At 46.1% G+C, this 22,632-nt stretch carries 24 protein-coding genes; 9 read left to right on the top strand and 15 right to left on the bottom strand.

The features are described 5' to 3' along the window. Positions 1–24 precede the first annotated feature (24 nt). From ACNFN4_RS03710 to fabD, 5 genes are read right to left on the bottom strand one after another with little or no spacing between them, the layout of a single operon-like run. The gene (locus ACNFN4_RS03710) at positions 25–762 is read right to left on the bottom strand and encodes an SDR family oxidoreductase (protein WP_014418315.1); all 738 of its coding nucleotides are present in this window, start codon (positions 760–762) and stop codon (positions 25–27) included. Between the two features lie 14 nt (positions 763–776). Beyond that, the gene (locus ACNFN4_RS03705) at positions 777–2,141 is read right to left on the bottom strand and encodes a long-chain fatty acid--CoA ligase (protein WP_109567060.1); all 1,365 of its coding nucleotides are present in this window, start codon (positions 2,139–2,141) and stop codon (positions 777–779) included. Next, positions 2,138–2,410, bottom strand: a complete 273-nt coding sequence (locus ACNFN4_RS03700; RefSeq protein ID WP_003153264.1) for an acyl carrier protein — start codon at positions 2,408–2,410, stop codon at positions 2,138–2,140. Before ACNFN4_RS03700 ends, ACNFN4_RS03705 begins: the two co-directional genes overlap by 4 nt. 24 nt (positions 2,411–2,434) lie before the next feature. Further along, positions 2,435–3,415 (bottom strand): LnmK family bifunctional acyltransferase/decarboxylase, encoded by a 981-nt coding sequence (locus tag ACNFN4_RS03695; protein ID WP_014418317.1) that lies wholly within the window; start codon positions 3,413–3,415, stop codon positions 2,435–2,437. 40 nt (positions 3,416–3,455) lie between these two features. Beyond that, positions 3,456–5,714 carry an ACP S-malonyltransferase gene (gene fabD, locus ACNFN4_RS03690; RefSeq protein WP_021494282.1) on the bottom strand — a complete coding sequence of 753 codons (2,259 nt, stop codon included), beginning with the start codon at positions 5,712–5,714 and terminating at the stop codon, positions 3,456–3,458. A 734-nt stretch (positions 5,715–6,448) separates the two neighbouring features. Here fabD and loaP point away from each other — a divergent pair. Both loaP and ACNFN4_RS03680 read left to right on the top strand, forming a co-directional pair. After that, entirely contained in the window at positions 6,449–6,979 is a 531-nt protein-coding gene (loaP, locus tag ACNFN4_RS03685; protein WP_022552995.1) for an antiterminator LoaP, read from the top strand. 35 nt (positions 6,980–7,014) lie between these two features. Beyond that, positions 7,015–7,251 carry a cupin domain-containing protein gene (locus tag ACNFN4_RS03680; RefSeq protein ID WP_061862371.1) on the top strand — a complete coding sequence of 79 codons (237 nt, stop codon included), beginning with the start codon at positions 7,015–7,017 and terminating at the stop codon, positions 7,249–7,251. Between the two features lie 75 nt (positions 7,252–7,326). Here ACNFN4_RS03680 and ACNFN4_RS03675 read toward each other — a convergent pair whose 3' ends face one another. After that, positions 7,327–8,205 (bottom strand): LysR family transcriptional regulator, encoded by an 879-nt coding sequence (locus tag ACNFN4_RS03675; RefSeq protein ID WP_012117931.1) that lies wholly within the window; start codon positions 8,203–8,205, stop codon positions 7,327–7,329. A 138-nt stretch (positions 8,206–8,343) separates the two neighbouring features. Here ACNFN4_RS03675 and ACNFN4_RS03670 point away from each other — a divergent pair, with 138 nt between their 5' ends. The 3 genes from ACNFN4_RS03670 (at position 8,344) to ACNFN4_RS03660 (ending at position 10,709) form a co-directional block, all read left to right on the top strand. Beyond that, complete coding sequence (locus tag ACNFN4_RS03670) at positions 8,344–8,667, top strand: GlpM family protein (protein ID WP_025649870.1); 324 nt, start codon at positions 8,344–8,346, stop codon at positions 8,665–8,667. Positions 8,668–8,805: 138 nt separating this feature from the next. After that, a complete protein-coding gene (gene namA, locus ACNFN4_RS03665) occupies positions 8,806–9,822 on the top strand; it encodes an NADPH dehydrogenase NamA (RefSeq protein ID WP_003153250.1) in 1,017 nt (338 codons plus the stop codon). A 113-nt stretch (positions 9,823–9,935) separates the two neighbouring features. Continuing rightward, a complete protein-coding gene (locus ACNFN4_RS03660; protein WP_061862372.1) occupies positions 9,936–10,709 on the top strand; it encodes an alpha/beta fold hydrolase in 774 nt (257 codons plus the stop codon). Between the two features lie 49 nt (positions 10,710–10,758). Here ACNFN4_RS03660 and rpmG read toward each other — a convergent pair whose 3' ends face one another. Together rpmG and rnz are read right to left on the bottom strand one after the other, a co-directional pair. Next, positions 10,759–10,908 carry a 50S ribosomal protein L33 gene (gene rpmG / locus ACNFN4_RS03655; RefSeq protein WP_003153246.1) on the bottom strand — a complete coding sequence of 50 codons (150 nt, stop codon included), beginning with the start codon at positions 10,906–10,908 and terminating at the stop codon, positions 10,759–10,761. A 78-nt stretch (positions 10,909–10,986) separates the two neighbouring features. Next, positions 10,987–11,913, bottom strand: coding sequence for a ribonuclease Z (gene rnz / locus ACNFN4_RS03650; RefSeq protein ID WP_014418324.1), 927 nt, complete (start codon positions 11,911–11,913; stop codon positions 10,987–10,989). A gap of 208 nt (positions 11,914–12,121) precedes the next feature. Between rnz and zwf the strand changes: the two genes are divergently transcribed. Next, on the top strand, positions 12,122–13,591 hold the full coding sequence (gene zwf / locus ACNFN4_RS03645) for a glucose-6-phosphate dehydrogenase (RefSeq protein ID WP_012117935.1): 1,470 nt from the start codon (positions 12,122–12,124) through the stop codon (positions 13,589–13,591). Between the two features lie 89 nt (positions 13,592–13,680). On the opposite strand, the gene gndA is transcribed toward zwf, so the two are convergent. Both gndA and ACNFN4_RS03635 read right to left on the bottom strand, forming a co-directional pair. Further along, positions 13,681–15,090 (bottom strand): NADP-dependent phosphogluconate dehydrogenase, encoded by a 1,410-nt coding sequence (gene gndA / locus ACNFN4_RS03640; protein ID WP_003153241.1) that lies wholly within the window; start codon positions 15,088–15,090, stop codon positions 13,681–13,683. 108 nt (positions 15,091–15,198) lie between these two features. Continuing rightward, the gene (locus tag ACNFN4_RS03635; RefSeq protein WP_029973901.1) at positions 15,199–16,443 is read right to left on the bottom strand and encodes a DNA polymerase IV; all 1,245 of its coding nucleotides are present in this window, start codon (positions 16,441–16,443) and stop codon (positions 15,199–15,201) included. 75 nt (positions 16,444–16,518) lie between these two features. Here ACNFN4_RS03635 and ACNFN4_RS03630 point away from each other — a divergent pair, with 75 nt between their 5' ends. Beyond that, positions 16,519–16,800 (top strand): hypothetical protein, encoded by a 282-nt coding sequence (locus tag ACNFN4_RS03630; protein ID WP_014418326.1) that lies wholly within the window; start codon positions 16,519–16,521, stop codon positions 16,798–16,800. Between the two features lie 32 nt (positions 16,801–16,832). Further along, positions 16,833–17,669 (top strand): membrane protein insertase YidC, encoded by an 837-nt coding sequence (locus tag ACNFN4_RS03625; RefSeq protein WP_007408393.1) that lies wholly within the window; start codon positions 16,833–16,835, stop codon positions 17,667–17,669. A 114-nt stretch (positions 17,670–17,783) separates the two neighbouring features. On the opposite strand, the gene ACNFN4_RS03620 is transcribed toward ACNFN4_RS03625, so the two are convergent. From ACNFN4_RS03620 to mce, 3 genes are read right to left on the bottom strand one after another with little or no spacing between them, the layout of a single operon-like run. Then, positions 17,784–18,899, bottom strand: coding sequence for a tripeptidase T (locus ACNFN4_RS03620; RefSeq protein ID WP_003153237.1), 1,116 nt, complete (start codon positions 18,897–18,899; stop codon positions 17,784–17,786). A 16-nt stretch (positions 18,900–18,915) separates the two neighbouring features. After that, positions 18,916–20,439: a carboxyl transferase domain-containing protein gene (locus tag ACNFN4_RS03615; RefSeq protein WP_441388937.1), complete on the bottom strand. Its 1,524-nt coding sequence runs from the start codon at positions 20,437–20,439 to the stop codon at positions 18,916–18,918. Then, positions 20,426–20,854, bottom strand: coding sequence for a methylmalonyl-CoA epimerase (gene mce, locus ACNFN4_RS03610; protein WP_021494289.1), 429 nt, complete (start codon positions 20,852–20,854; stop codon positions 20,426–20,428). The genes ACNFN4_RS03615 and mce overlap by 14 nt, the downstream gene beginning before the upstream one ends. A gap of 93 nt (positions 20,855–20,947) precedes the next feature. Here mce and prli42 point away from each other — a divergent pair, with 93 nt between their 5' ends. Continuing rightward, a complete protein-coding gene (gene prli42, locus ACNFN4_RS03605) occupies positions 20,948–21,043 on the top strand; it encodes a stressosome-associated protein Prli42 (protein WP_007408390.1) in 96 nt (31 codons plus the stop codon). A gap of 13 nt (positions 21,044–21,056) precedes the next feature. Here prli42 and ACNFN4_RS03600 read toward each other — a convergent pair whose 3' ends face one another. Both ACNFN4_RS03600 and ACNFN4_RS03595 read right to left on the bottom strand, forming a co-directional pair. Continuing rightward, complete coding sequence (locus tag ACNFN4_RS03600) at positions 21,057–21,587, bottom strand: L,D-transpeptidase (RefSeq protein WP_014418329.1); 531 nt, start codon at positions 21,585–21,587, stop codon at positions 21,057–21,059. 69 nt (positions 21,588–21,656) lie between these two features. Beyond that, complete coding sequence (locus ACNFN4_RS03595; RefSeq protein ID WP_007408388.1) at positions 21,657–22,610, bottom strand: aromatic acid exporter family protein; 954 nt, start codon at positions 22,608–22,610, stop codon at positions 21,657–21,659. Positions 22,611–22,632: the final 22 nt, after the last annotated feature.

Below are 22,632 nucleotides of genomic sequence, written 5' to 3'. Positions count from 1 at the left end.
TGTACAAAAGAATTTTTCTGTGCTTTAACAAGTTAATCCGCCGTCTATCGCAATTGTCTGTCCGGTCATAAAGGACGATTCAGGAGAAAGCAGGAAACGAACGAGTCCGGTCATATCGTCTGTTTCGCCTAAACGTCCCATCGGCGTCCTTCTGATAATCTGCGATTTTTGTTTTTCCGGCATATTTTTCGTCATATCGGTGTCCACAAAACCGGGCGCAAGTGAATTGACACGGATTCCTTTAGACCCGAGCTCCCTGGCCAGGCTTCGCGTCAAGCCGTCAAGAGCCGCTTTGGATGCGCTGTAGACTGAAGTGCCTTTAAATCCTCTTGAGCCGATAATGGAGCTTATGTTAACGATTGATCCGGAATTTTGTTTCAGCATGACCCGGGAAACGTTTCGGGTCAGCTTGATGACTGAACCGATATTCAGATTGAGGATGCGGTCAATGTCTTCATCATTGGTCAGGGGCAGAAGCTGATCAAGGTTCAAACCGGCGTTATTGACCAAGCCGTCTATTCTGGAAAACTTGCGGTATACTTGAAGAACAAACTGTTTCATGGCGGCAGCATCCGCCGCATCCGCCGCTTCCCAATAAAAGCGGCCGCGGTACTTTTCACTCTCTCTCAATGTGTTAATAAAATCAGATTCACTGCGGCTGAAAGCGGCTACTTTGTAATCCTCATCCAAAAGCGTCTGTACAATCGCTTTTCCCAGCCCCCGGCTTCCTCCGCTGACGACCGCTACTTTTCCGTTATTCATATTTGCCTCCTGTTTTACACGTTTCTTATTTTTTTAAATCGATCATTAGACAGTTTCCGATCTGTAACAGAGATGATCTGCGGTATCTGATATGGCTGCAGCTTCTGTCTGCAATGAGCTACGGCCCGCTTTCTGAAAGATTTGATATCTTCCTCTTTTTCAAGCACGGCCTCTGCCGCGACAATCTCGCCCGTAATCGGATTTTTTCTGCCCGTTATGAGAACATCCCGGACATTCGGTATCTCCAGAAAGACGCTTTCCACCTCTGCCGGAAACACTTTCTCTCCGCCCACATTAATGATTTCACTCTTTCTTCCGAGAATTCTTATATATTCGCCGTCTGTTTCCACCTGGTCACCGGTGTCGTACCAGCCGTCCTCATCGAAGGGTGACGGTGCGTTTAAATAGCCGAGCATCGCTGACTCAGAACGGATCCAAAGCGTGCCTCCGGTAATTTTGGTCTCTGTTCCGGCACCGCCCACTTTCATCCAAGTGGATTGGCTGTCTTTTGATTTCGTTGAGAATATACCCAGTTCAGTTAATCCGTATGTTTGTTTCAGCCGTACATCCGGAAACAGCCGGTGGATGCCGCGCAGCGTTGATTGGGGCATCGGCTCTGTGCCGTAAGTGATCAGCCGGAGTGAAGAGAGGTTATAGCCGGCATCCGCCTTGGACATCAGCAGCATGTTTAAAAAGGTCGGGGTGGCGGGGAGCACTTGGACAGCATGTTTGTCGACCGCCTGATAAACGGACTCCGGCGTTCTGCTGTCTGATGTGACGATCGTCCCCCCGTTAAACAGAATCGCAAACAGCGTATTAATGCCGCCGATATGATCTAATTTCAGAAAAATGAGCGTACGCAGCGGTTTTCTCTTCGCCGTTTTATATTTTTCAAGCAGCCGGCCGGCGCTTAACACGGATGCTTTGCTTTTGCCGGAGGTTCCCGATGTGAAAATAATAATGCCTGACTCCCCTCTCTCGCGCAGATCATCAAGCAGAGGGTGAGCGGCGCTTTCAGAACCTTCACGAAGCGTCCAGCTGTCATTTTCATTTATTTCAATGATTTGATTCACTTTCGCGTCTTCAAACATATCGAGATGCTTTTCCCTTGACTCATTACTGAGAGGGACAACGATATTTCGGTTTAACAAAAGCGCCATCAGCAAAAAAATGGCGTTCGGGGAATAATCCCCGATAAGCGCCACACATTCTCCTTCACGTATTCCGTTTTGTTCAAGTTCTTTCTGAAAAAAGCTAATTCGTGTCAGCAAATCATCATACGTAAAAGTCTGCCCTTTAAAAATGAGAAACTCACTGTCTTGCGTTTCCCTAAGCTTATCAGTCACCCAGCTGATATCTCCCCCGCTTTCTGTTTTCATGATTGAGCACTGTCCATATATTTTTGATAAATATCACAAATGCTGCCGACGGTTGTAATGCTGGAAATCGTTTCTCCTTGGGAAAAAGGATCTACTCCGGTTTCCATCTCCATCTGTGCGACTAATTGAGCGATATCCAGTGATGAGAAGCCCAGATCCTCTATGACTCTCACATCATCTCCCGCTTCGACGGCCCGATATGACTGCTGTTCTTGAATGTCCTGAATGATTTGAGCGATGATCTGCTTCATTTCCTTGGTTTGTTCCATTTGCTTTCAGCTCCATTCTTCATTTTATAAACTTCTGATGACCCGTTTATAATCCGGAATATGATCTTGTGAAGAGGTCGGCACCGCCAGCAGCTTATCCACCTTGGAAATGGCCAGCAATGTATGATTTCTTTTCATATAGACTTCAATCTGATAGCTGATTTTCGCCACTGAGATCATACCGAGGGACTCACCGTGAAAGTCGGGATCGCATTCTTCAATGTGTCCCGTCATATAAATATCAAGCTCTTCATCTGCAAAACAATTTCCGTAATAATACGTCTCTCTTTCAAGCAAAAATAAATGCCGCGCGATTGAAACCGGAAAACCCGGCTTCGACCGGCGCGTCATCCATTCAAATTCCGCCGCATCCATTATCTTGCTGAATTTCGCAAACACCATGGCATGCCCGGGCGCAGCATCCTGATCAACAGGAACCCGATATGAAACGGGGTCTGCTGTTTTGAGATTGCCCGGCTTCATACCGAAGGCGTCCGTTCTGATTTTCTTTGACCGCATCAGCGCGTAAGGCGGCTTGGCTAGCTTAGAAAGTTCCGCAATGCATTCAGCCTTAGGCGCTGAGACTTTTCGGGTCGAACCTTCTGTTTGTGTGACGTCGACGACAATTAAACTATTGGCTTTCATAGAAGGAAACCGTCCCCGGTCCCACTCGCTTTTATCAGAGCTGACCGCTCCTTTCGGCCCGAACAAATAATCAGATTCTAATATGGTTTCTCCAAACCGGGAGATATCGACTCCGACGGAAACCTCGTCCCATAATCGGTACTGATCAAGAGGCTTATCTGAAGGAACTTTGAGATGTGTCATAAAATAAGCCGGATACAAAATCAGCCCTTGGTGATCGGCCATCTGATCAGGCCGGAATCCCGTTCCGTCCGTTAAATGGTGACTGTGTGCGTTGCCGAATAACAGCAGCAGCGCGTACTCATTCAAATTCCCTAACCCGACATGGCTCATCGTTAATTCATGATTTTCAATCAGCATGGTCTGTCCTCCGCAGAAAAAATGTAATGGCTGGTCATACTCAGCCTGTAATCGATACCAGCCTTTGCGCAAGAAGGCCGGCTGTTTCTTCCATAAGCTGTTTGCCGATCAGATCGACATGCCTGTTTCTCCAATTTTCAAGCGGGGTTCCTTTCACCCATTGATTAAACGCGCCGAGCGCAGGGCCGCAATGAATTTGGTAATCTATTTTACTTTCGCTTTTTCCTTCCAGAGCGAGCCTTGTCGTATGAGAAAAATACCATTTAAATACCATCGCCATTTTGTGTTTCGGATTCTGTTCGGCTTTGGCGATCTGCTCAGGAGATTTATCACGTTTCAACTGCTCATACACCTCTTCAAAACTGCGCTGGAAATACTTTTCTTCAATTAATGTTTTCGTTTTTTCATCTATTTCATCTAAAGAATTGTATTGTCTGTACAAGTCAAAGAGTTTATTGGCTCTTGCCGGGAAAAACAGGCCTTTTTTCAGCACCTGCACCCTTGCTCCCGCTTCAAACATATCTCCCGCGGGAGCGTATGACGTATCCTGCACGTTCGCTTCCTGAAGCAGATCTTTCACTGAATCACTTGTCCCGGCTTCGACCGTGCATTGATTAATAGAACCGGTTCCGATAAATTCGGCGCCGAGCAGAAACGCCGCAGCAGCCGCTTCCGGAGTGCCGATGCCGCCCGCTGCGCCGATTCTTACTTTTTTCGCATAACCGTGCTTCTCCATCATGCGGTCTCTGAGTCTGATCATGGCAGGCATTAATGTATACGGAATCCCTTGGTCGGTATGCCCTCCTGAATCCGCTTCAACGCAAATGTCATCAGCCATCGGAATTTCTTTTGCAAGCGCCGCTTCCCCGGCTGTCAGCCGATTATCAGACACAAGTCTTTCCAGCACATGAGCCGGAGCCGGACTTAGAAAGGCCTCAGCGACTTCAGGCCGGGATACTTTCGCGATGATTCTGTTTTGAACTGACACCGACCCGTCATGATTCCTGCTTAATCCCTTTGCCCTGTATATCACGAGAGCGGGGGTTATGCCCATAAATGCCGATGCTTCAATAAGATGAATGCCGTTTTTCAAATATAAATCTATCATTCTGACTTCCTTGTCAGGTGACATCATATGATGAAGAAGATTCATTCCGAATGTTTCCCCTTGCCGCAGTGCAGACCGGATGGTTCCGATGGCCTGTCCGATCCGTTCGATACTCAATCCGCCCGTTCCGAAAAAGCCCAGCATTCCCGCTTTTGCCGCTTTAATGACCATCTGTTCCGAAGCAATTCCCCTGTACATGGAGCCCGTCATGTAAGCATATTGGATGTTATAATCTTTTTTAAAATCTTCGTTCCCTAATCTCATTCCCGCCGTTTTTTGCGAATCAGCTGCCGATGCTTTAACATCAGCAGTATCAGACTCTTCTTTCGGCATAGGTAATGGGACGGCATCTTTTTTAATCTGACGCGTCAGTTTTGTCAGCACTTCCCCGGGCCCGACTTCTGCAATTTCATTATTTTCAAGTCCCATCAGACGGCGTATCGTGTCCGTCCACTTTACCTGATTGGTCATTTGCAGAGTCAGATTTGTTTTGATTTCATCATTCTTATAAGGTGCGGCATGAAGATTTGAGATCACCGGAAAACGAAGAGGCAAAAACGCCGTTTCTTCTAAATAATCTGCAAACTCTTTTTCAGCATCTTTCATATAGCGGGAATGGAAGGCGCCGCTCACATTTAAAGGAAGGTACATTCTCACGCCGGCTTTTTCAAAGACGGGGCCCGCTTTTTCAATGTCTTGTTTCGTTCCGGCGATCACAATTTGCGAAGGTGAATTGTGGTTAGCGATATCAATGCCGGTCAGATGATAATCGGATAGAACCTCTTTTACTTGTTCAGCCGTAAACCCCAAAACCGCCGCCATGCCTCCGGGAGCTGCCTTGCTCATGAGCTCCCCTCTTTTTTTTACAAGCTGCAAACCGGTCTCAAAATCAAAGCAGCCGGCCGCAAATAACGCATTATATTCTCCTAAACTGTGCCCTGCGGCGTAATCAGGCTCTCTGCCGGACTCTTTCATTTTCTTTAAATAACTGAGTGCACTCACCGTATATAACGCCGGCTGGGTAAATTGCGTTTTCCCCAGCTGGTGATTCGGATCCTCCAGACACAATTCTTCTATAGAGTAGCCTAATATGTCATCAGCCTGACGTGTCAGATCTTGAAATTCATCAAACAGTCCGGCTCCCATTCCTTTAAATTGAGAACCCTGCCCCGGGAACACAAACGTAAGCATCTTATCCTCATCCTTTCCGCATCGCCAATTTTGTACATCACATGTGGTTCTCCATACAAAAATGTCTCTTATTTTCATATATTGACTGGTGTAAACACCGGCATAAAAATAAAAACACAAACGCGTTTGCGATTCAGCACAGGTTTAAAAATCGCAAACGCATTGTGTTTTCCTTTTCTAACATAATTTATATTAAAACATATTGCTTGTTTACTGAATGTTTCTCATGACAAGCTGCAGTGCCAATATGCCCGAAAACAGCGATGACGGCACACTTCTCCCTTATCATGTATATGTAGATATATACACTACAATCATTTTTATAATCCCTATTTCCTCTTCAACGTGCCGAAACAGCGATTGAAATTTAATAGGTGCTTTACATCAATTTAATAAATTTAACAAATAGTTGCTATTTAAAGAGAATAATATCAATTTATAGATAATAATGTCAAGGCTTTATTTCGTTATTTTCTGACATTTATTCCACAGTTTTATATTCGGTGGACAGTCGGCATAATTGTTTCGGGATAAATGTCAGATAATTCCCTGAACCCTTTTCATGTCAAAGAAAATTCATCGCTTCTCTGTCAATTGGGTCTATACTTATTTTTCATTTTCATATATTATGTAAAAAAAAGACGAATTAGAAAAATTTTTAATCACTTTAAATACTATCCATTAAATACTTTCTTTGTATAATAATTTCTTATTATTCTAAGGAGGATCCAGTCATGAAATGGTACGCACTTTTTGTAGAGTCGGGAAAAGAAGAAACAGTTCAAAAATTTCTGCGTCTGCAGTTTGATGAGCAGGCTCTCTACTCAATCATACCCAAGAAAAAAGTCACAGAACGAAAAGCCGGAATCAAATACGAGGCACTCAAAAAGATGTTTCCGGGATATGTGCTGTTTAAAACGAAGATGACAGAGCGGACATTTCATAAAATCAAAGAACTCCCCATTTCATGCAGAATCGTGAATAACGGCGCATATTATTCCAAAGAGCGTAAAACCTATTTCACGACAATTACGGATGAAGAAATCCTCCCTATTATCAGGCTGATCGGAGAAGGAGACACTGTAGATTATTCAAAAGTCTATATTGAAAATTCAAAAGTAACCGTTGCCTCAGGGCCTCTTAAAGGAATGGAAGGCATTATTAAAAAGATCGATAAAAGGAAAAGACGCGCCAAAATCTGCCTGTCTTTTATGGGACTGGACAAAATGGTCAACGTCGGAATTGAAGTGCTCTCCAAACCCTAGCATGTCAAAAAAAGCATCAACAGCATGTGCCGTTGATGCCCTTTTTATATAAACAGACGAAAGCCCGACACCACCGTCACGGTCAGACTTTTTGTTTTCAAGGCATAGTTGACCTGAAGCCGGGCTGCGCCCATGAGGCAACATCACATTTAGGGGAAGAATACATTTTAATCAAAAGCGGTGAATTGACGGTTGAGCTTTATGACGAAAAGCATGTGCTGACTTCGGGCGATGCCCTTCAGTTTGCCGGAGCGACGCCGCAGTTATTTTAATTCCTCGGATGAACCGGTGACATATTTTATGCTGGTCTATTATGCTGAACCGGCTTAAACGCATATCAGGCTTCTTCAGACAGAAGCCTGATGGACTGCAACCCATTCTTGTATACATTGAATCAGTTTCTGGACAGAAGGTGTCTGCGTCTCCTTTGCATGAGCTGTCAAAATGCCGAGCTGCCTGGAGACATACCGGTCGAACCGTTTGATGAGCACATCACAATCATTCACCAAAAGCTGCGGCAAGATGCTGATCCCCAGATTGTTCCGCACCATTGCAATAATCGCTTCATCCCCTCTGATTTGATAGGCGACCCGCGGCGTGATCTTTTCTTCCTTCAGTACTTTCAGCACATCAAAATGTGTCTCCGGATAAGGCACGATACATTTGACGGACTCCATGACATGTAACGGAACCGTTTCACATTGCGCCAATTCATGCTGTGGGCTCATCACCGCTACAATCGGGTCCTCTGCCAACGGGTAAAAATGCCACTTCTCGCTGTGGGATGTCCCGATCGCCGCATCAATCCGGTCATCTTTCAGCCATTCTTCCAGTTCAGTAGAATTTCCTTCAAACAAATGCACCTTAATGGAAGGATACAGCTCATTAAATTCCCTCAAAATTTTCGGCAGCCATTTTACCGCCACGCTCGTAACAGTGCCGAGCCGGACTTCCCCTCTTTCTAACCCATTAATATTATCAACGGTTTCAGACAGTTTTTCATAGTTTTTTTGAATTTCCTTCATAATATGTAACACTTTCAAGCCATTTGCGGTCGGCCTCACTCCATGCCGCTGTCTGATCAAAAGCGGAAAACCGTACTCTTCCTCTAATTTACTGATCATTTGGCTGATGTTCGGCTGTGTGTAATTCAATATGGCAGCGGCTTGGGTCAGGCTGCCGCTTTCAACCGTTTTAATAAAGGCTAAATGCTTCTTTAAATCCAACCGGCTTCATCTCCCAGATATCATTCTTTATTATCCAATGCATTAGTTATATTTAGTTTACTTATACATCAATCAAAAATAAAATGGCAATGTCTCCATCATTATACTTGATAACAAACAGAAGGTGAGCGTTTCAGCATGAGTTTTCTCATTCAATTTTTTATCGGCGGCACCATTATGGTGGCCGCCGCGTATTTAAGCAAATCGAAATACTTATTTTTATCAGGCGTTATTACATTGCTGCCGATCATGACGTTACTGAATATTCACTTGCAGCTGAAAAATATGAGCGCCGACGATTTCAGAGCCGCTCAAAAAAACGGAATATTCGGTGCCTTCGGCGCGGTGATCTTCATCAGCAGTATTTTCATCCTGACAAACTGGTTCAAAGGAGGCCACGCAGTCATCGGTGCGTTTCTCATCTATATTTGCTATATGATCGGCTGTAAATGCCTGTTATGAAGATACGGCACCGATGTGTATAAAAAAATGCCCTTCCAGAACAATAATAACAATGCACTCAGTCGTGAGCAGTTTATATGACTGAATGATCATGAATTGTTATAATCAATGTCTAAAACATTCCGGGAGGCGAAATAAATGGCCAGAAAATTATTCACACCATGGACCGTTAAAGATGTAACGATCAAAAACCGTATTGTTATGGCACCGATGTGCATGTATTCCTCACATGAGAAGGACGGAAAACTGCAGCCTTTTCATATGGCGCACTACATATCGCGTGCTATCGGACAGGTCGGCCTGATTATCGTGGAAGCGACAGCCGTTAATCCGCAGGGGCGAATTTCCGATCAGGATTTGGGCATTTGGAGCGATGATCATATCGAAGGTTTTGCCAAACTGACGGAACAAGTGAAAGCACAAGGATCTAAAATCGGCATTCAGCTTGCGCACGCCGGACGTAAAGCTGAGCTTGAGGGAGACATTTACGCTCCGTCAGCCATTCCGTTTGATGAGCAGTCCAAAACACCGGCTGAAATGACGACAGAACAAATTAAAGAAACCATTCAGGAATTCAAACAGGCAGCGGCGCGCGCGAAAGAAGCCGGCTTTGACATTATTGAACTTCATGCGGCACACGGCTACTTAATGCACGAATTTTTGTCCCCTCTGTCCAATCACCGTACAGACGAATACGGAGGCTCACATGAAAATCGCTACCGCTTCTTAGGCGAGACCATTGAAGCCGTCAAGGAAGTCTGGGACGGCCCGTTATTTGTCCGTATTTCTGCATCGGATTATACAGACAAAGGGCTGGACATTGCGGATCATATCGGTTTTGCGAAGTGGATGAAAGAACAGGGAGTCGACCTCATTGATTGCAGCTCAGGCGCACTCGTTCAAGCTGATATTAACGTCTTCCCAGGCTACCAAGTGAGCTTTGCGGAGAAAATCCGTGAACAGGCCGAAATCGCAACAGGCGCCGTCGGTTTGATAACGACGGGAACAATGGCGGAAGAAATTCTGCAAAACAACCGCGCTGACCTTATTTTTGTCGCAAGAGAACTTCTGCGCGATCCGCATTTTGCAAGGAGTGCAGCGAAGCAGCTGAATACTGAAATACCGTCACCGGTTCAATACGACAGAGCATGGTGATGAAGTGACAGCCGGAGTTTTTCGATCCGGCTGTCTCTTTTTTTATTTTTTGAGAAACGATTGCCGAAGCTTCTCCGTCTTCCCTATAGAACCAATTAGAGGGGATGACTCCAATGAAAGCAGCATGGATGGAAAGGACATATCTGATTGACGGGTGTCCGTTTTATACGAAACACCGTAAAGGCGCCGGCGAAGTGACGATCGTCTTTGAAGCCGGCTACGGCACTTCTTCTGAAACATGGACATCATTACTCGCTGACATAGATGAAGAATTTGGGGTTTTCACATATGACAGAGCCGGAATCGGCAAAAGCGGACAAAGCCGAAACAAGAGAACGGCGGACCACATGGTACAGGAATTAAACGCTCTTCTTCTGAAGGCCGGCGTCGAGCCTCCTTATCTTGTCGTCTCGCATTCATACGGCGCGATTATCAGCAGACTTTGGGCGAGCCGGAACCGCCGGGATATTCTCGGGATGGTGATGCTTGATCCGGTTTCTGAGGATCAGGAGACGAAAGTGCTTCCGCTTCTTCCCGAAGAAATGAAAGCCGCCTATTTGAAACAGTTCATATTGGAAGGATCACACGCGGAATTTTTGACGAGCCTTCGTCAGATCAAGCATCAGCAGATTCATTTCGGCGATATGCCCCTGTTGATTTTATCATCGGGAGAGCGGGATGAGCACTTAAAGCACGCTCATGAACAATGGGTGAAACTGCACAGAAGCATGCTTGATGTCTCTTATCAAAGCGGATGGATTCAGGCCAAAAACAGTTCTCATGCCATTCACCACGATGAACCGCACATCGTCCACCTTGCCATTTATGATGTTTGGTGCGCGGTGCGCCAGCAAATGAATGCTCCTGCCTATCAGGCGGTAAACTGATAAAACAAAAGCCATTGTGCAACGGCACAATGGCTTTTGTTATCGTGATCTATTTGGTCTCACGATGCAAAGTATACTTTTTCAACCGGGGTGAATACTTTTTCATTTCTAACCGGTCCGGATTCGTCCGTTTGTTCTTCGTCGTGATATAATTTCTGTCCCCTGTCTCTGTACAGGCCAATGTAACATTCACACGCATCATTTTCACCCCTTATACAAATCGTAATTATTACGTTTTATTATATCTCATCAGAAAAAAATGTCAAGCGTCTATTTTTTAAGACCGCTCCACAGTGACCTCCATGAAGTCAAATGCGATCTTACTGTTCTCAAATACCGCTTTCGCCTCATTTTCGAGACGCTCTATCGGCGATTCACCCTGATACCTTGCGCTGATATGAGTTAAAATCAGCTGTTTGGCGCCTGCTTTTTTTGCCGTTTGCGCAGCCTGTTCTGTCGTTGCGTGATAATAATTATGTGCGAGCTTTGCATCTTCCTTGGCAAACGTCGCTTCATGAACAAGCACATCCGCATTGCGCGCCAGCTCCGTTACCCGCTCTGATGCCCTCGTATCCCCGGAAAAAGCGACGATTCTCCCTTTTTTCGGCGGTTCCAAAAAATCCCGCCCGTTAATGATTCTGCCATCGTCAAGTGTGACCGTTTCGCCTTTTTTGATTTTCTGATAGACGGGTCCGGGCGGGATATTCATTTCTTTCAATCTGCCGGCCTGCAACGCGCCGGGAATATCCTTTTCCTGAACCCGGTAGCCGAACGCTTCCACGCCGTGAATGACGGATGCTGCGGTAACAATGAATTGCTCATCTTCAAAAACCGTCCCCTCTTCGATTTCATGTACGGTAAGAGGATACGTCAGATGAGTCGCCGTCACGTGCAGGCTTGTTTCGATAAAGGCTTTAATGCCTTTTGGCCCGTAAATCGTCAGCTCTTCTTCACCGCCCTGAAATGAACGGCTCCCCAACAGACCCGGAAGACCGTAAACATGGTCGCCGTGAAGGTGGGTGATGAAAATCTTCTCAATTTTCCTCGGTTTGATTGTTGTATGTAATATCTGATGCTGAGTGGCTTCTCCGCAATCAAACAGCCATACGGAACGCCTTTCTTCAAGAAGCTTCAGCGCGACGGACGTTACGTTTCTCGTCTTTGCCGGCATGCCGGCCCCCGTCCCTAAAAATAATAATTCCACAATGCTTCCTCCTAGATCTTTGTACTACTAAGGATACAGGATCAGGCTGAAAATGTGAATTCACCCGGGCCTTCTCCGGCCTGATTAATTTTTTTCCGCAAACCGCAAAAAACAGGCTGAAATGTTTGCTTTCAACGAATTTTAGATTTAAAATGAAGGAAATATGCGGGGTTTTAAACCATGCTTCAGATAAAGTGAGGTACTCTAAGTGAAAACAAACGACAAACCAAAAGCAGTAATTGTAATATTTGGTGCCACAGGGGATTTGGCAAAACGAAAACTTTACCCATCCATTCACCGTTTATATAAAAATGGTCAAATTGGTGAAGAGTTTGCAGTTGTAGGTGTTGGAAGAAGACCTTGGTCAAACGAGGACCTCCGGGAAACCGTTAAAACGTCTGTTTCTTCTGCCGGGCAAAAAGACATAGACGATTTCACATCTCATTTTTATTACCATCCGTTTGATGTAACGAATCCGGGTTCCTATCAGGAGCTGAATGTCCTGCTTGATCAGCTTGAACATACATATGAAATCCCGAACAACAGAATGTTTTACTTGGCGATGGCTCCTGAGTTTTTCGGCACTATCGCAAAATCACTTAAAAACGAAGGTGTCACAGCGACAAATGGCTGGTCCCGTCTCGTCATTGAAAAACCGTTCGGCCATGACCTGCCGAGTGCGAAAGAGCTTAACAAAGAAATACGCGAAGCTTTCACGGAAGATCAAATTTACCGGATCGACCATTACTTAGGCAAACAAATGGTTCAAAATATCGAAGTCATCCGGTTTGCGAATGCGCTGTTTGAGCCGCTGTGGAATAACCGCTACATCTCAAACATCCAGATTACGTCAAGTGAGGATCTCGGCGTTGAGGATCGTGCGAGATATTACGAGAAATCAGGCGCACTCCGTGACATGGTTCAAAACCATATTTTACAAATGGTCGCTCTCTTGGCAATGGAACCGCCGATTAAACTGAACACAGAAGAAATCCGCAGCGAAAAAGTGAAGGTGCTGAGAGCTCTCCGCCCTGTCGCTCCAAACGAAGTGAGTGACTTCTTCGTCCGCGGACAATACCAAGCGGGAACGATTGACGGAAACGCTGTACCGAGCTATACAGATGAACAAAATGTAGCACCGGATTCCAATACGGAAACATTCGTGTCCGGAAAGCTGTTAATCGATAACTTCCGCTGGGCCGGCGTTCCGTTTTATATCCGCACAGGGAAACGGATGAAAGAAAAATCAACGAAAATCGTCGTTCAATTTAAAGACATTCCGATGAACCTTTATTACGGCAATGAAACGAATGTAAATCCGAACCTGCTTGTCATCCATATTCAGCCGGATGAAGGCATTACACTATATCTGAACGCTAAAAAATTAGGCGGAGCCGCTCATGCTCAGCCGATTAAGCTGGATTACTGCAGCAACTGCAGTGATGAAATGAACACACCGGAAGCCTATGAAAAATTAATCCATGACTGTCTGCTCGGTGATGCGACAAACTTTGCCCATTGGGACGAAGTGGCGCTTTCCTGGAATTTCGTCGATGCGATTTCCGAAACGTGGGCAGCCGACAAAACCCTTTCTCCGAATTATGAAGCCGGGTCAATGGGACCGAAAGCTTCGGACGATCTTCTTGAAAAAGACGGTCTCCACTGGTGGAATATATAAGAAAACATCAAAAACCGCGGCGCCGTTCATGACGGCCCGCGGTTTTTAATATCAGAAAAGCCCCCGCAATAACTGCGGGGGCTTCTTCATTACTTCATCCATTCAGTATGGAAAATGCCTTCTTTATCTGTGCGTTCATACGTATGCGCGCCGAAGTAATCACGCTGCGCTTGAATCAAGTTTGCAGGAAGCACTGCCGTACGGTAGCTGTCGTAATACGCAAGTGCGCTTGAGAACGAAGGTACCGGCACGCCTTGGGCTACGGCAAGTGAAATCACTTGGCGAAGGGCGCCTTGGTAGCTTTCTGCAATGTTTTTGAAGTAGCTGTCTAACAGCAGGTTGTCAAGCTCCGGTTCACGGTCATACGCGTCTTTGATCTTTTGCAGGAACGCCGCGCGGATGATACAGCCGCCGCGGAAAATCATCGCGATTTCACCGTATTTCAGATCCCAGTTATACTCTTCAGACGCGGCTTTCATTTGGGCGAAGCCTTGTGCGTAAGAACAGATTTTACTCATGAAGAGCGCTTTTCTGACCGCTTCAATCAGCTCTTCTTTATTTTCAGTGACCGGCTTAACGTCTGGTCCGGACAGAAGGCCGCTTGCTTTCACACGCTCTTCTTTCATTGCGGAAATGAAACGCGCAAAAACAGATTCAGTGATAATCGGAAGCGGAACGCCTAAGTCAAGAGCGCTTTGGCTTGTCCATTTACCCGTTCCTTTTTGGCCTGCTTTATCAAGGATGACGTCAACAAGCGGTTTGCCCGTTTCTTCATCTTTTTTAGTGAAAATGTCAGCCGTGATTTCGATCAGATAGCTGTCAAGCTCTCCTTTGTTCCACTCAGCGAATACTTCGTGAAGCTCTTCGGCAGACAGTCCGAGCACCTGTTTCAGAATGAAATATGACTCAGAGATCAGCTGCATGTCACCGTATTCGATACCGTTGTGCACCATTTTTACATAGTGCCCCGCTCCGTCCGGGCCGATGTATGTCGTACAAGCTTCTCCGTCCACTTTAGCAGAAATGGCTTCTAGAATCGGTTTCACGAGTTCGTGCGCTTCCTTTTGGCCGCCCGGCATAATAGAAGGCCCTTTCAGCGCTCCCTCTTCACCGCCTGATACACCCGTTCCGATAAAGTGAATGCCGCTTTCGGCAAGCTCTTTGTTCCGGCGCTGTGTATCTTTATAGTATGTATTTCCGCCGTCAATCAAAATATCGTCTTTTTCCAGATGAGGAAGAAGAGATTGAATCGTCGCATCCGTTGCAGTTCCCGCTTTAACCATTAATAAAATTTTACGGGGTGTTTCAAGAGACTGGACAAACTCCTCAATGCTGTATGTACCGACAACATTTTTGCCTTTTGCCTCTTCTAAAAACTCTTCCGTTTTGCTGCTTGATCTGTTGTATACAGACACAGAAAATCCCCGGCTTTCGATGTTAAGAGCCAGATTTTTACCCATTACCGCAAGACCGATAACTCCGATTTGTTGTTTTGACATATTCTAACGTCCCTTCTTCAAACGTTTAACCATTTTAAAATTTAAATTAAAATAAAATGATATTTATACTAAAGAAATTATCATACATAACCCCTTTTTTCAAGTTATTCATCTTTTCTTTTCATCCTGAAAAAAGTCTCTGTTAAAGCTCGTTCCCCTTGTTTTGCTTTCTTCTTTTTTTATAACGGCGCCTTTTCTGATCAGGTTTTGGCCGTACTTTTCATTCAGCTCGTTCATCATCTGAAAAATCGGCTCATCCTTTGCGTCCTCCTTGAATGAAAACAGATCAAGCTGTTTATACGCCTGCTGTTTTTCAACCAGTTCCGTCCCGGTGATGCCGAGAAGCCTTACCGGATTTTGGTTCCAGTGCTTGTCAAACAGTTCCATCGCCGCTTCCATGATGTCTTTTTTCTGATCAGCCGGATTGCTGAGGGTCATGCTTCTTGTGACCGTTTTCCAATCCGCATACCGAATCATGATGAACAGCCGGCAGGCCATGACCTCCTTACGCTGGAGCCGTTCGCTCACAGACAGCGCGAGCCGGTCAAACACGCCCGTTAATTCATCCCAGTCAGCCGAATCATGCGACAGGGTGGATGAGTTGCCGACGCTTTTAAATTCATAAATCCGCTCGGGATTGACTTCTGCAGGATGGATGCCGTTCGCTTTATCCTTCAGCCTCGGGCCGTTTATGCCGAGAAGCGTTTTCAGCGCATGTTCATCTCCTTTTGCCAAATCACCGATCGTTTTGATGCCGAGCGTTTTTATTTTTTCCGCAGTTTTCGTTCCTATACCGTGCATCTCTTCAATCGGAAGAGGCCATAAGACGTCCGGCAGCTCTCTTTTTCTTAAAATGGTGATGCCGAGCGGTTTTTTCATGTCAGACGCCATTTTGGCGAGAAATTTATTCGGGGCGATGCCGATGCTTGACGGAAGCAAAAGCTCTTTTTGCAGTCTCGCCTGAATGTCTTCGGCTGTCTCATACGCCCTGTGTCTGTGCGGTGTGTCCGTAATATCCATGTATCCTTCATCAATAGAAACAGGCTCGACTAAATCCGTATACTCCCTCAGAATGCTGAACATTTCTTTTGACGAACTCCGGTAGCGGTCAAAATTCGGAGGCACGACGATGAGTTCCGGACAGAGGCGTTTTGCCCGCCACACCGGCATGGTGGTCTTTACGCCCCGCGCTCTCGCTTCGTAGCTGCAGGTGACGATGATTCCTTTCCGTTCCTTCACGTTTCCGGCAACGGCGATAGGTTTTCCTCTTAAAGACGGATCATACGCCATTTCTACGGAGGCATAAAAACTATTCATATCGATATGAAATATAATTCTCCCTTTTCCGGCCACTCCCGGCGCCTCCTTTCCTTTCATAGACAACCTTATATATATGTAGTAAAATAAGAGCTGAATGGATGTGATAAAATGATTCTTGAGTCAATGAATGACTTTTTATTTTTAGTCGATTTTTTCACAATTATTCTTCCCGCTCTGACCGCGATCGGCATCGCTTTTCTTTTGCGTGAGCGCCGCGCAGGCGAGCATTGGAGAACGAAACGAATAGATGAACATCAAGCAGTCGTTCAGCTGAACCGAACAGACTTTCTTATTATTATATATCATCGCATTACAACTTGGATACGTAAAGTCATCCGCATGAATTCACCGGCGAATGATGATGAAGATGTCAGCTCCCTCCTTTTATAACGGCAAGTGAAGATAAAAAGGAGGAGACATAATTGTCTAAAACATATCAAAAATGGATCGCATTCGGATTATTTTTTATCGTACTGTGCACAGGCCGCTCGGCTTTTGCGGCGACATCTCAGACTCAGACGGGAGGCCTCGGGAATATCGGTTTTTTCCACGATTACCTGATCGAGCCGTTTTCGGCACTTTTAAAAGGTGTGGCGGGCCTGTTCCACGGTGAGTACGGACTGTCGATTATTCTGGTGACGATTATCGTCCGGATCGTTGTATTGCCTTTGTTTGTGAACCAATTTAAGAAACAGCGGGTGTTCCAGGAAAAAATGGCTGTGATCAAACCGCAGGTCGACAGCATTCAGGCTAAAATGAAACAAACGAAAGATGCGGAAAAACAAAAAGAACTGCAAATGGAAATGATGAAGCTTTACCGTGAGCACAATCTGAATCCGATGGCAATGGGATGTCTTCCGATGCTGGTGCAATTCCCGATTTTGATCGGTTTTTATTACGCCATCCGCTCAACGCCGGAAATCGCTTCACACTCATTTCTGTGGTTCAGCTTAGGGCATTCAGATATTCTTGTATCACTGTGCGCGGGGGCCATGTATTTCTTACAGGCTTATATTTCCCAAAAATTAAACGAGAAATATTCACCGGCTGCTCAAAATCCGGCCGCGATGCAGTCAGCAAAAATCATGGTCTTTATTTTCCCTGTCATGATGACCGTTTTTTCACTTAACGTACCGGCTGCGCTGCCGCTTTACTGGTTTACAAGCGGACTGTTTTTGACAGTGCAGAATGTACTTTTACAGCAGACGCATCATAAAAAGAAACAAGCTGCGGCTCAGGCGGAGCCCGCCAAATCATAATACTGAAACCCTGCCGGAACCTATCCGGCAGGGTTTTTTTCTTGTATCTGCAATGCTTTAAGCCAATTATTATGAAGAATGAAAAAAGCACCCAATCAACTGGGTGCTTCGTTTTTAGTTGGCCGCTGTTTCGATAATGGCAACGACCATTTCCGCCGTTTTGACGAGCTCTTCAATCGGCATTTTTTCATTTTTCGTATGGATTTGTTCATAGCCTACTGACAGGTTGACTGTCGGAATGCCATGGCCGGCAATGACGTTTGCGTCACTTCCGCCGCCGCTTGTCTGAAGTTCGCTCGGCCGGCCGATTTTTGCCGCCGCTTTTTTCGCGACTTCCACAACCTGATCGCCGTCCTGATATTTGAAACCCGGATACATGACCGCGATGTCCACTTCCGCGCGGCCTCCCATCTCAGCTGCAGCAGATTCGAAAGCTTCTTTCATTTTCTGCACTTGCGCTTCCATTTTTTCAGGCACTAATGAACGCGCTTCAGCCAGAATATCAACCTGGTCGCAGACGATATTGGTTTGCGTGCCGCCTTCGAAACGTCCGATATTAGCCGTTGTTTCTTTATCAATACGGCCGAGCGGCATTTTAGAGATCGCTTTTGACGCGATTGTAATCGCGGAGATGCCTTTTTCCGGTTCTACTCCCGCATGAGCCGTTTTCCCGAAAATGGTTGCTCTCACTTTCGCTTGTGTCGGCGCGGCTACAATAATGTTGCCGACTTTTCCGTCTGAATCAAGCGCAAAACCGTATTTCGCGGTAATGTCTGAACGATCCATTGCTTTTGCCCCGACTAATCCCGATTCTTCTCCGGCCGTGATAATGAATTCAATGGTGCCGTGCTCGATGTTTTGTTCTTTCAGCACTTTAATGGCTTCAAACATTGCGGCAAGTCCCGTCTTATCATCAGCGCCTAGAATCGTCGTGCCGTCGGATTTTACATAGCCGTCTTCCACAATCGGCTTAACGCCTTTGCCCGGGACAACCGTGTCCATGTGCGATGTGAAATAAATCGTATCCGCATCTTTTGTGCCCTTTAACGTACAGATTAAGTTGCCGGCGCCATGCCCCGTCACTTCTTTTGTATCATCTTCTTTTACGCTCAATCCTAAATCAGTGAATTTTTGTTTGAGCACCTTGCTGATTTCCGCTTCATGTTTTGTCTCTGAATCAATTTGAACGAGTTCAAGAAATTCTTCAAGCAGACGTTTTTCGTTTACCATTTTCAGTTCCCTCCGTTTAAAGCGGTATATTACCGTGCTTTTTTTTCGGTCTTTCCTCTTCCTTATGCGCAAGCATGTCAAATGCCTGAATCAATTTTTTCCTCGAGTCTTCCGGCCGGATGATATCATCCACCATTCCGCAGGCCGCCGCTTTATACGGACCGGCGTTTTCCTTTTCGTAAATGGCTTTTTTTTCGCGCTTCGTTTTCTCCGGGTCGTCAGAAGCCTGTATGTCTCTGCTGTATAAAATCGACGCCGCGCCTTCCGCTCCCATCACGGCGATTTCCGCATTGGGCCAGGCGAATACAAGATCTGCCCCGAGCCCTTTCGAATTCATGGCGACATAGGCGCCTCCGTAAGCTTTTCTGATGATGAGCGTCACTTTCGGCACCGTCGCTTCGGCAAAAGCATACAGCAATTTTGCTCCGTGACGGATGATTCCCGCATGTTCCTGCTGAAGGCCTGGGAGAAATCCCGGAACATCAGCGATCGTCAATAATGGAATATGAAACGCGTTGCAAAAACGGATGAATCTCGACGCTTTGTCAGCGGCATCAATCGTGAGGCTCCCCGCCAAGTGTTTCGGCTGGTTTGCGACAACACCGACTGTACGCCGTCCGAGTTTCAGAAAACCGACAACAATGTTTTTGGCAAAATACGGCTGAATGTCAAAAAACGTTCCGTCATCCGCCAGCTCTTTTATTACCTGTAACACATCGTAAGGTTTCGAACTGTCCGCGGGAACGAGGGTGTTTAATAACGGTCTGGCGTCTTCCTTTTTAACGGGTGATGCCGTCTGTCCGCCGTGCGGGAGATAAGAAAGCAGGGTTTTAACAGCGGAAAGAGCCTCTTTTTCCGTTCGTGCGGAATAGTGGGCATTTCCGCTTATCACATTATGTATTCCCGCACCGCCTAAACTTTCCGCGTCAATCTGTTCACCCGTAACCTGTTCAATGACTTTCGGGCCTGTAATAAACATGTGCGACGTATGTTCCGCCATAATCACAAAATCCGTCAATGCGGGTGAATAAACAGCACCGCCGGCACACGGCCCGAGGATGACAGAAATTTGCGGAATCACTCCCGAGTAAAGGACGTTGCGCCTAAAGATATGACCGTATCCATTTAATGATACCACACCCTCTTGAATTCTCGCACCACCTGAGTCGTTCAGCCCGATGATCGGGGTTTTGTTTTTCGCCGCCAGATCCATCACCGCCGCGATTTTTTCCGCATGTGTCTCGCCGAGCGTCCCGCCGAGTACGGTAAAGTCATGGGCAAACAAATACACGGGCCGTCCGTCAATTGTGCCGTATCCGGTAACAACGCCGTCTCCCGGAGCATTCCGGGACCCGGGCATGCGGCTTTTGGCAAACGGCTGCAGCTCTGAAAAACTGTCTTCGTCCAATAAATAGTCAATTCTTTCTCTTGCCGTCAGCTTGCCTTTTTTGTGCTGTTTTTCATTTTTTTCCGCTCCGCCGCCGTTTGTTAAAAAGGAACGTCTTTCGTTTAAGTGTCTGATATGATCACTCATGCTCATCTTGAGTTTCTCCTTTTTCAATTGTTTCACAAAGCTCAATCAGGACCCCGTTCGCCTCTTTTGGAGAGAGAAATGCGATCTTCTTCCCGCCCGCGCCGTTTTGCGGTTCATGATGGATCAAAGTCATGCGGCATGATTCAAGCTCCTTGATCGTTTCCTTCATATCGGCGCAGCGGAATGCCAAATGATGCAGTCCTTCACCTCTTTTCTGTAAAAAAGAGCTGACGGGAGACGCGTCCGACAGCGGCTCAATCAGCTCAAGCTTTGTGCCTCCCGCTTCTAAAAAAGCAACTCTCACATTTTGGCCGCTTACCAGCTCGTCTCCCATATACGTAAGCCCGAGCATCCGTTCGTAAAATCCTCTCGCGGCATCAATAGAGCTGACGGCAATGCCGACATGATCAAGTTTTTTCATAGCGCGGCCACCTGCTTTCCGCCATAGGATATGGCTTGTTCATACAAGCAAAACACGTTAAAATGATAGACAGTAATCTTAAGGAGTGAAACAATGTCTCAAAAATTTATGAAAAGCGCCGTCATCGTCATTTTGGGCGTATTTATACTTTCAACCCTCCTCTCAGGCATTATGATGTATTTGCGGTAAAAAAGCAGGCGCCTCATTGCAAGGGGGTTTCCTGCTTTTTTATGAGGGCTTTCCGCTCTATTGCAATGTCCTCGAATGAGCGGTTTTCTTTTGTAATCAATACTTTCGTTCCGGGAGGGATAATCCGGAAAATACGGATGACATCCCGGTTTTTCATACGGATGCAGCCGTTTGATACAAACCCCCCGATCAGCTCTTCTCTGTTTGTTCCGTGAATGCCGTATATCCTGCCGTCGGTTCCTTTCGCGTCAAAACCAATCCAGCGGACGCCGAGCGGGTTTTCCGGCGCGCCTCCCTTTACATTTTTCTTCCGGTAATACGGATTGACGGCTTTGACCGTTACCGTAAATTCTCCTTCAGGCGTCAAATCATCCGTTTTTCCCGTCGCCACCTGATAAATGCCTTCTATTCGGTTATCCTTCACAACAGCAAGCGCATTTGTGGCTTTATTGACGATAATATAAGGGTCACCCGGCAAAGGGTTTGCGCCAAGCGGCCAAAGCGGAGACAGCAGCAGGGCGGCTGACAATAAAAAAAATCGCATGGGCTCCCCTCCTTTTTTCATTAGAATGACCAATGAAAGGAGGACTCATGCGATTGATCCATATGTTTTTTACAGCTTGATGCCTTTGAAATAACTTTTAATCACGAGATATTGTTCCATCTCACCGAGGAGGTGGAACAAAGCAGCCCGAGCTTCAAACTCCTCCCGCGTTGCCGGGAGCGGCATTTCTTCAAATTCCGTTCTCATTTCTGCAAGTCTTTTTAAAAATTTATGAGCGGTATTGCCGGGATGAATGGCTTCCCTTAATTCATGGATGAAATGGGCGATTATTTTGCCCTGCTCCACCGTTATTGAAATAGAGGTAATTTTCGGCAGCAGCCGTTCAATGATTTCAAATTGTTTCTGTCTCATTTTAAAATAATGATAGTAAAGATTTTCATGGCGCAAAATATGATTCTGCACGTCCCGATAGGCGAGGTTTTTCGCCTCTTGAATCATCTGGTGCGTCTCCGGTATTTCCTTCCCCGACCAATCTTGCTCACCAGTTAACAAATACCGTTCGATTTCGGCGAAAATGACAGAAAAGTTGTCCTCGATTTTTTTCCGGTACGCCGCGAGTTTTCTGTCAAGGCTCGGCATATACAGATTCATTAACAGTGCGACGCCGATACCTACGGTGATCAGCTGGAACTCATTCCAGATAAACGCCATCGTAATGCCGCCGGACATATATAAATGAAGAATGATTACTGAGCTGGTGACGATCCCTTCGTTTATTTTTAAAACGACTGTAGTCGGAATGAAGAGCACCAGCAATATTCCGATCGCAAACGGGTAATAGCCGATCAGCCCGAAAAAGACATATGAGAAGACGATTGCCAATAAACAGGCGGCAAATCGGGCCCACGAGGCCTGAAGCGACCGCTTTTGCGTAATCTGGATGCACAATATGGTGATGATTCCTGCGGATGCGAAGTTTTGCAGATGCAACAGCTGGGCTAAATAAATGGCCAGCGCCGTTCCAAGTGCGGTCTTTAGTGTGCGGTAACCGATTTTAAACATTGCTTGCTCCATTCTGTTTGTT

It is taken from the genome of Bacillus sp. N1(2025) (assembly GCF_053470005.1).
This window is presented reverse-complemented; position numbering and strand designations above follow the sequence as displayed.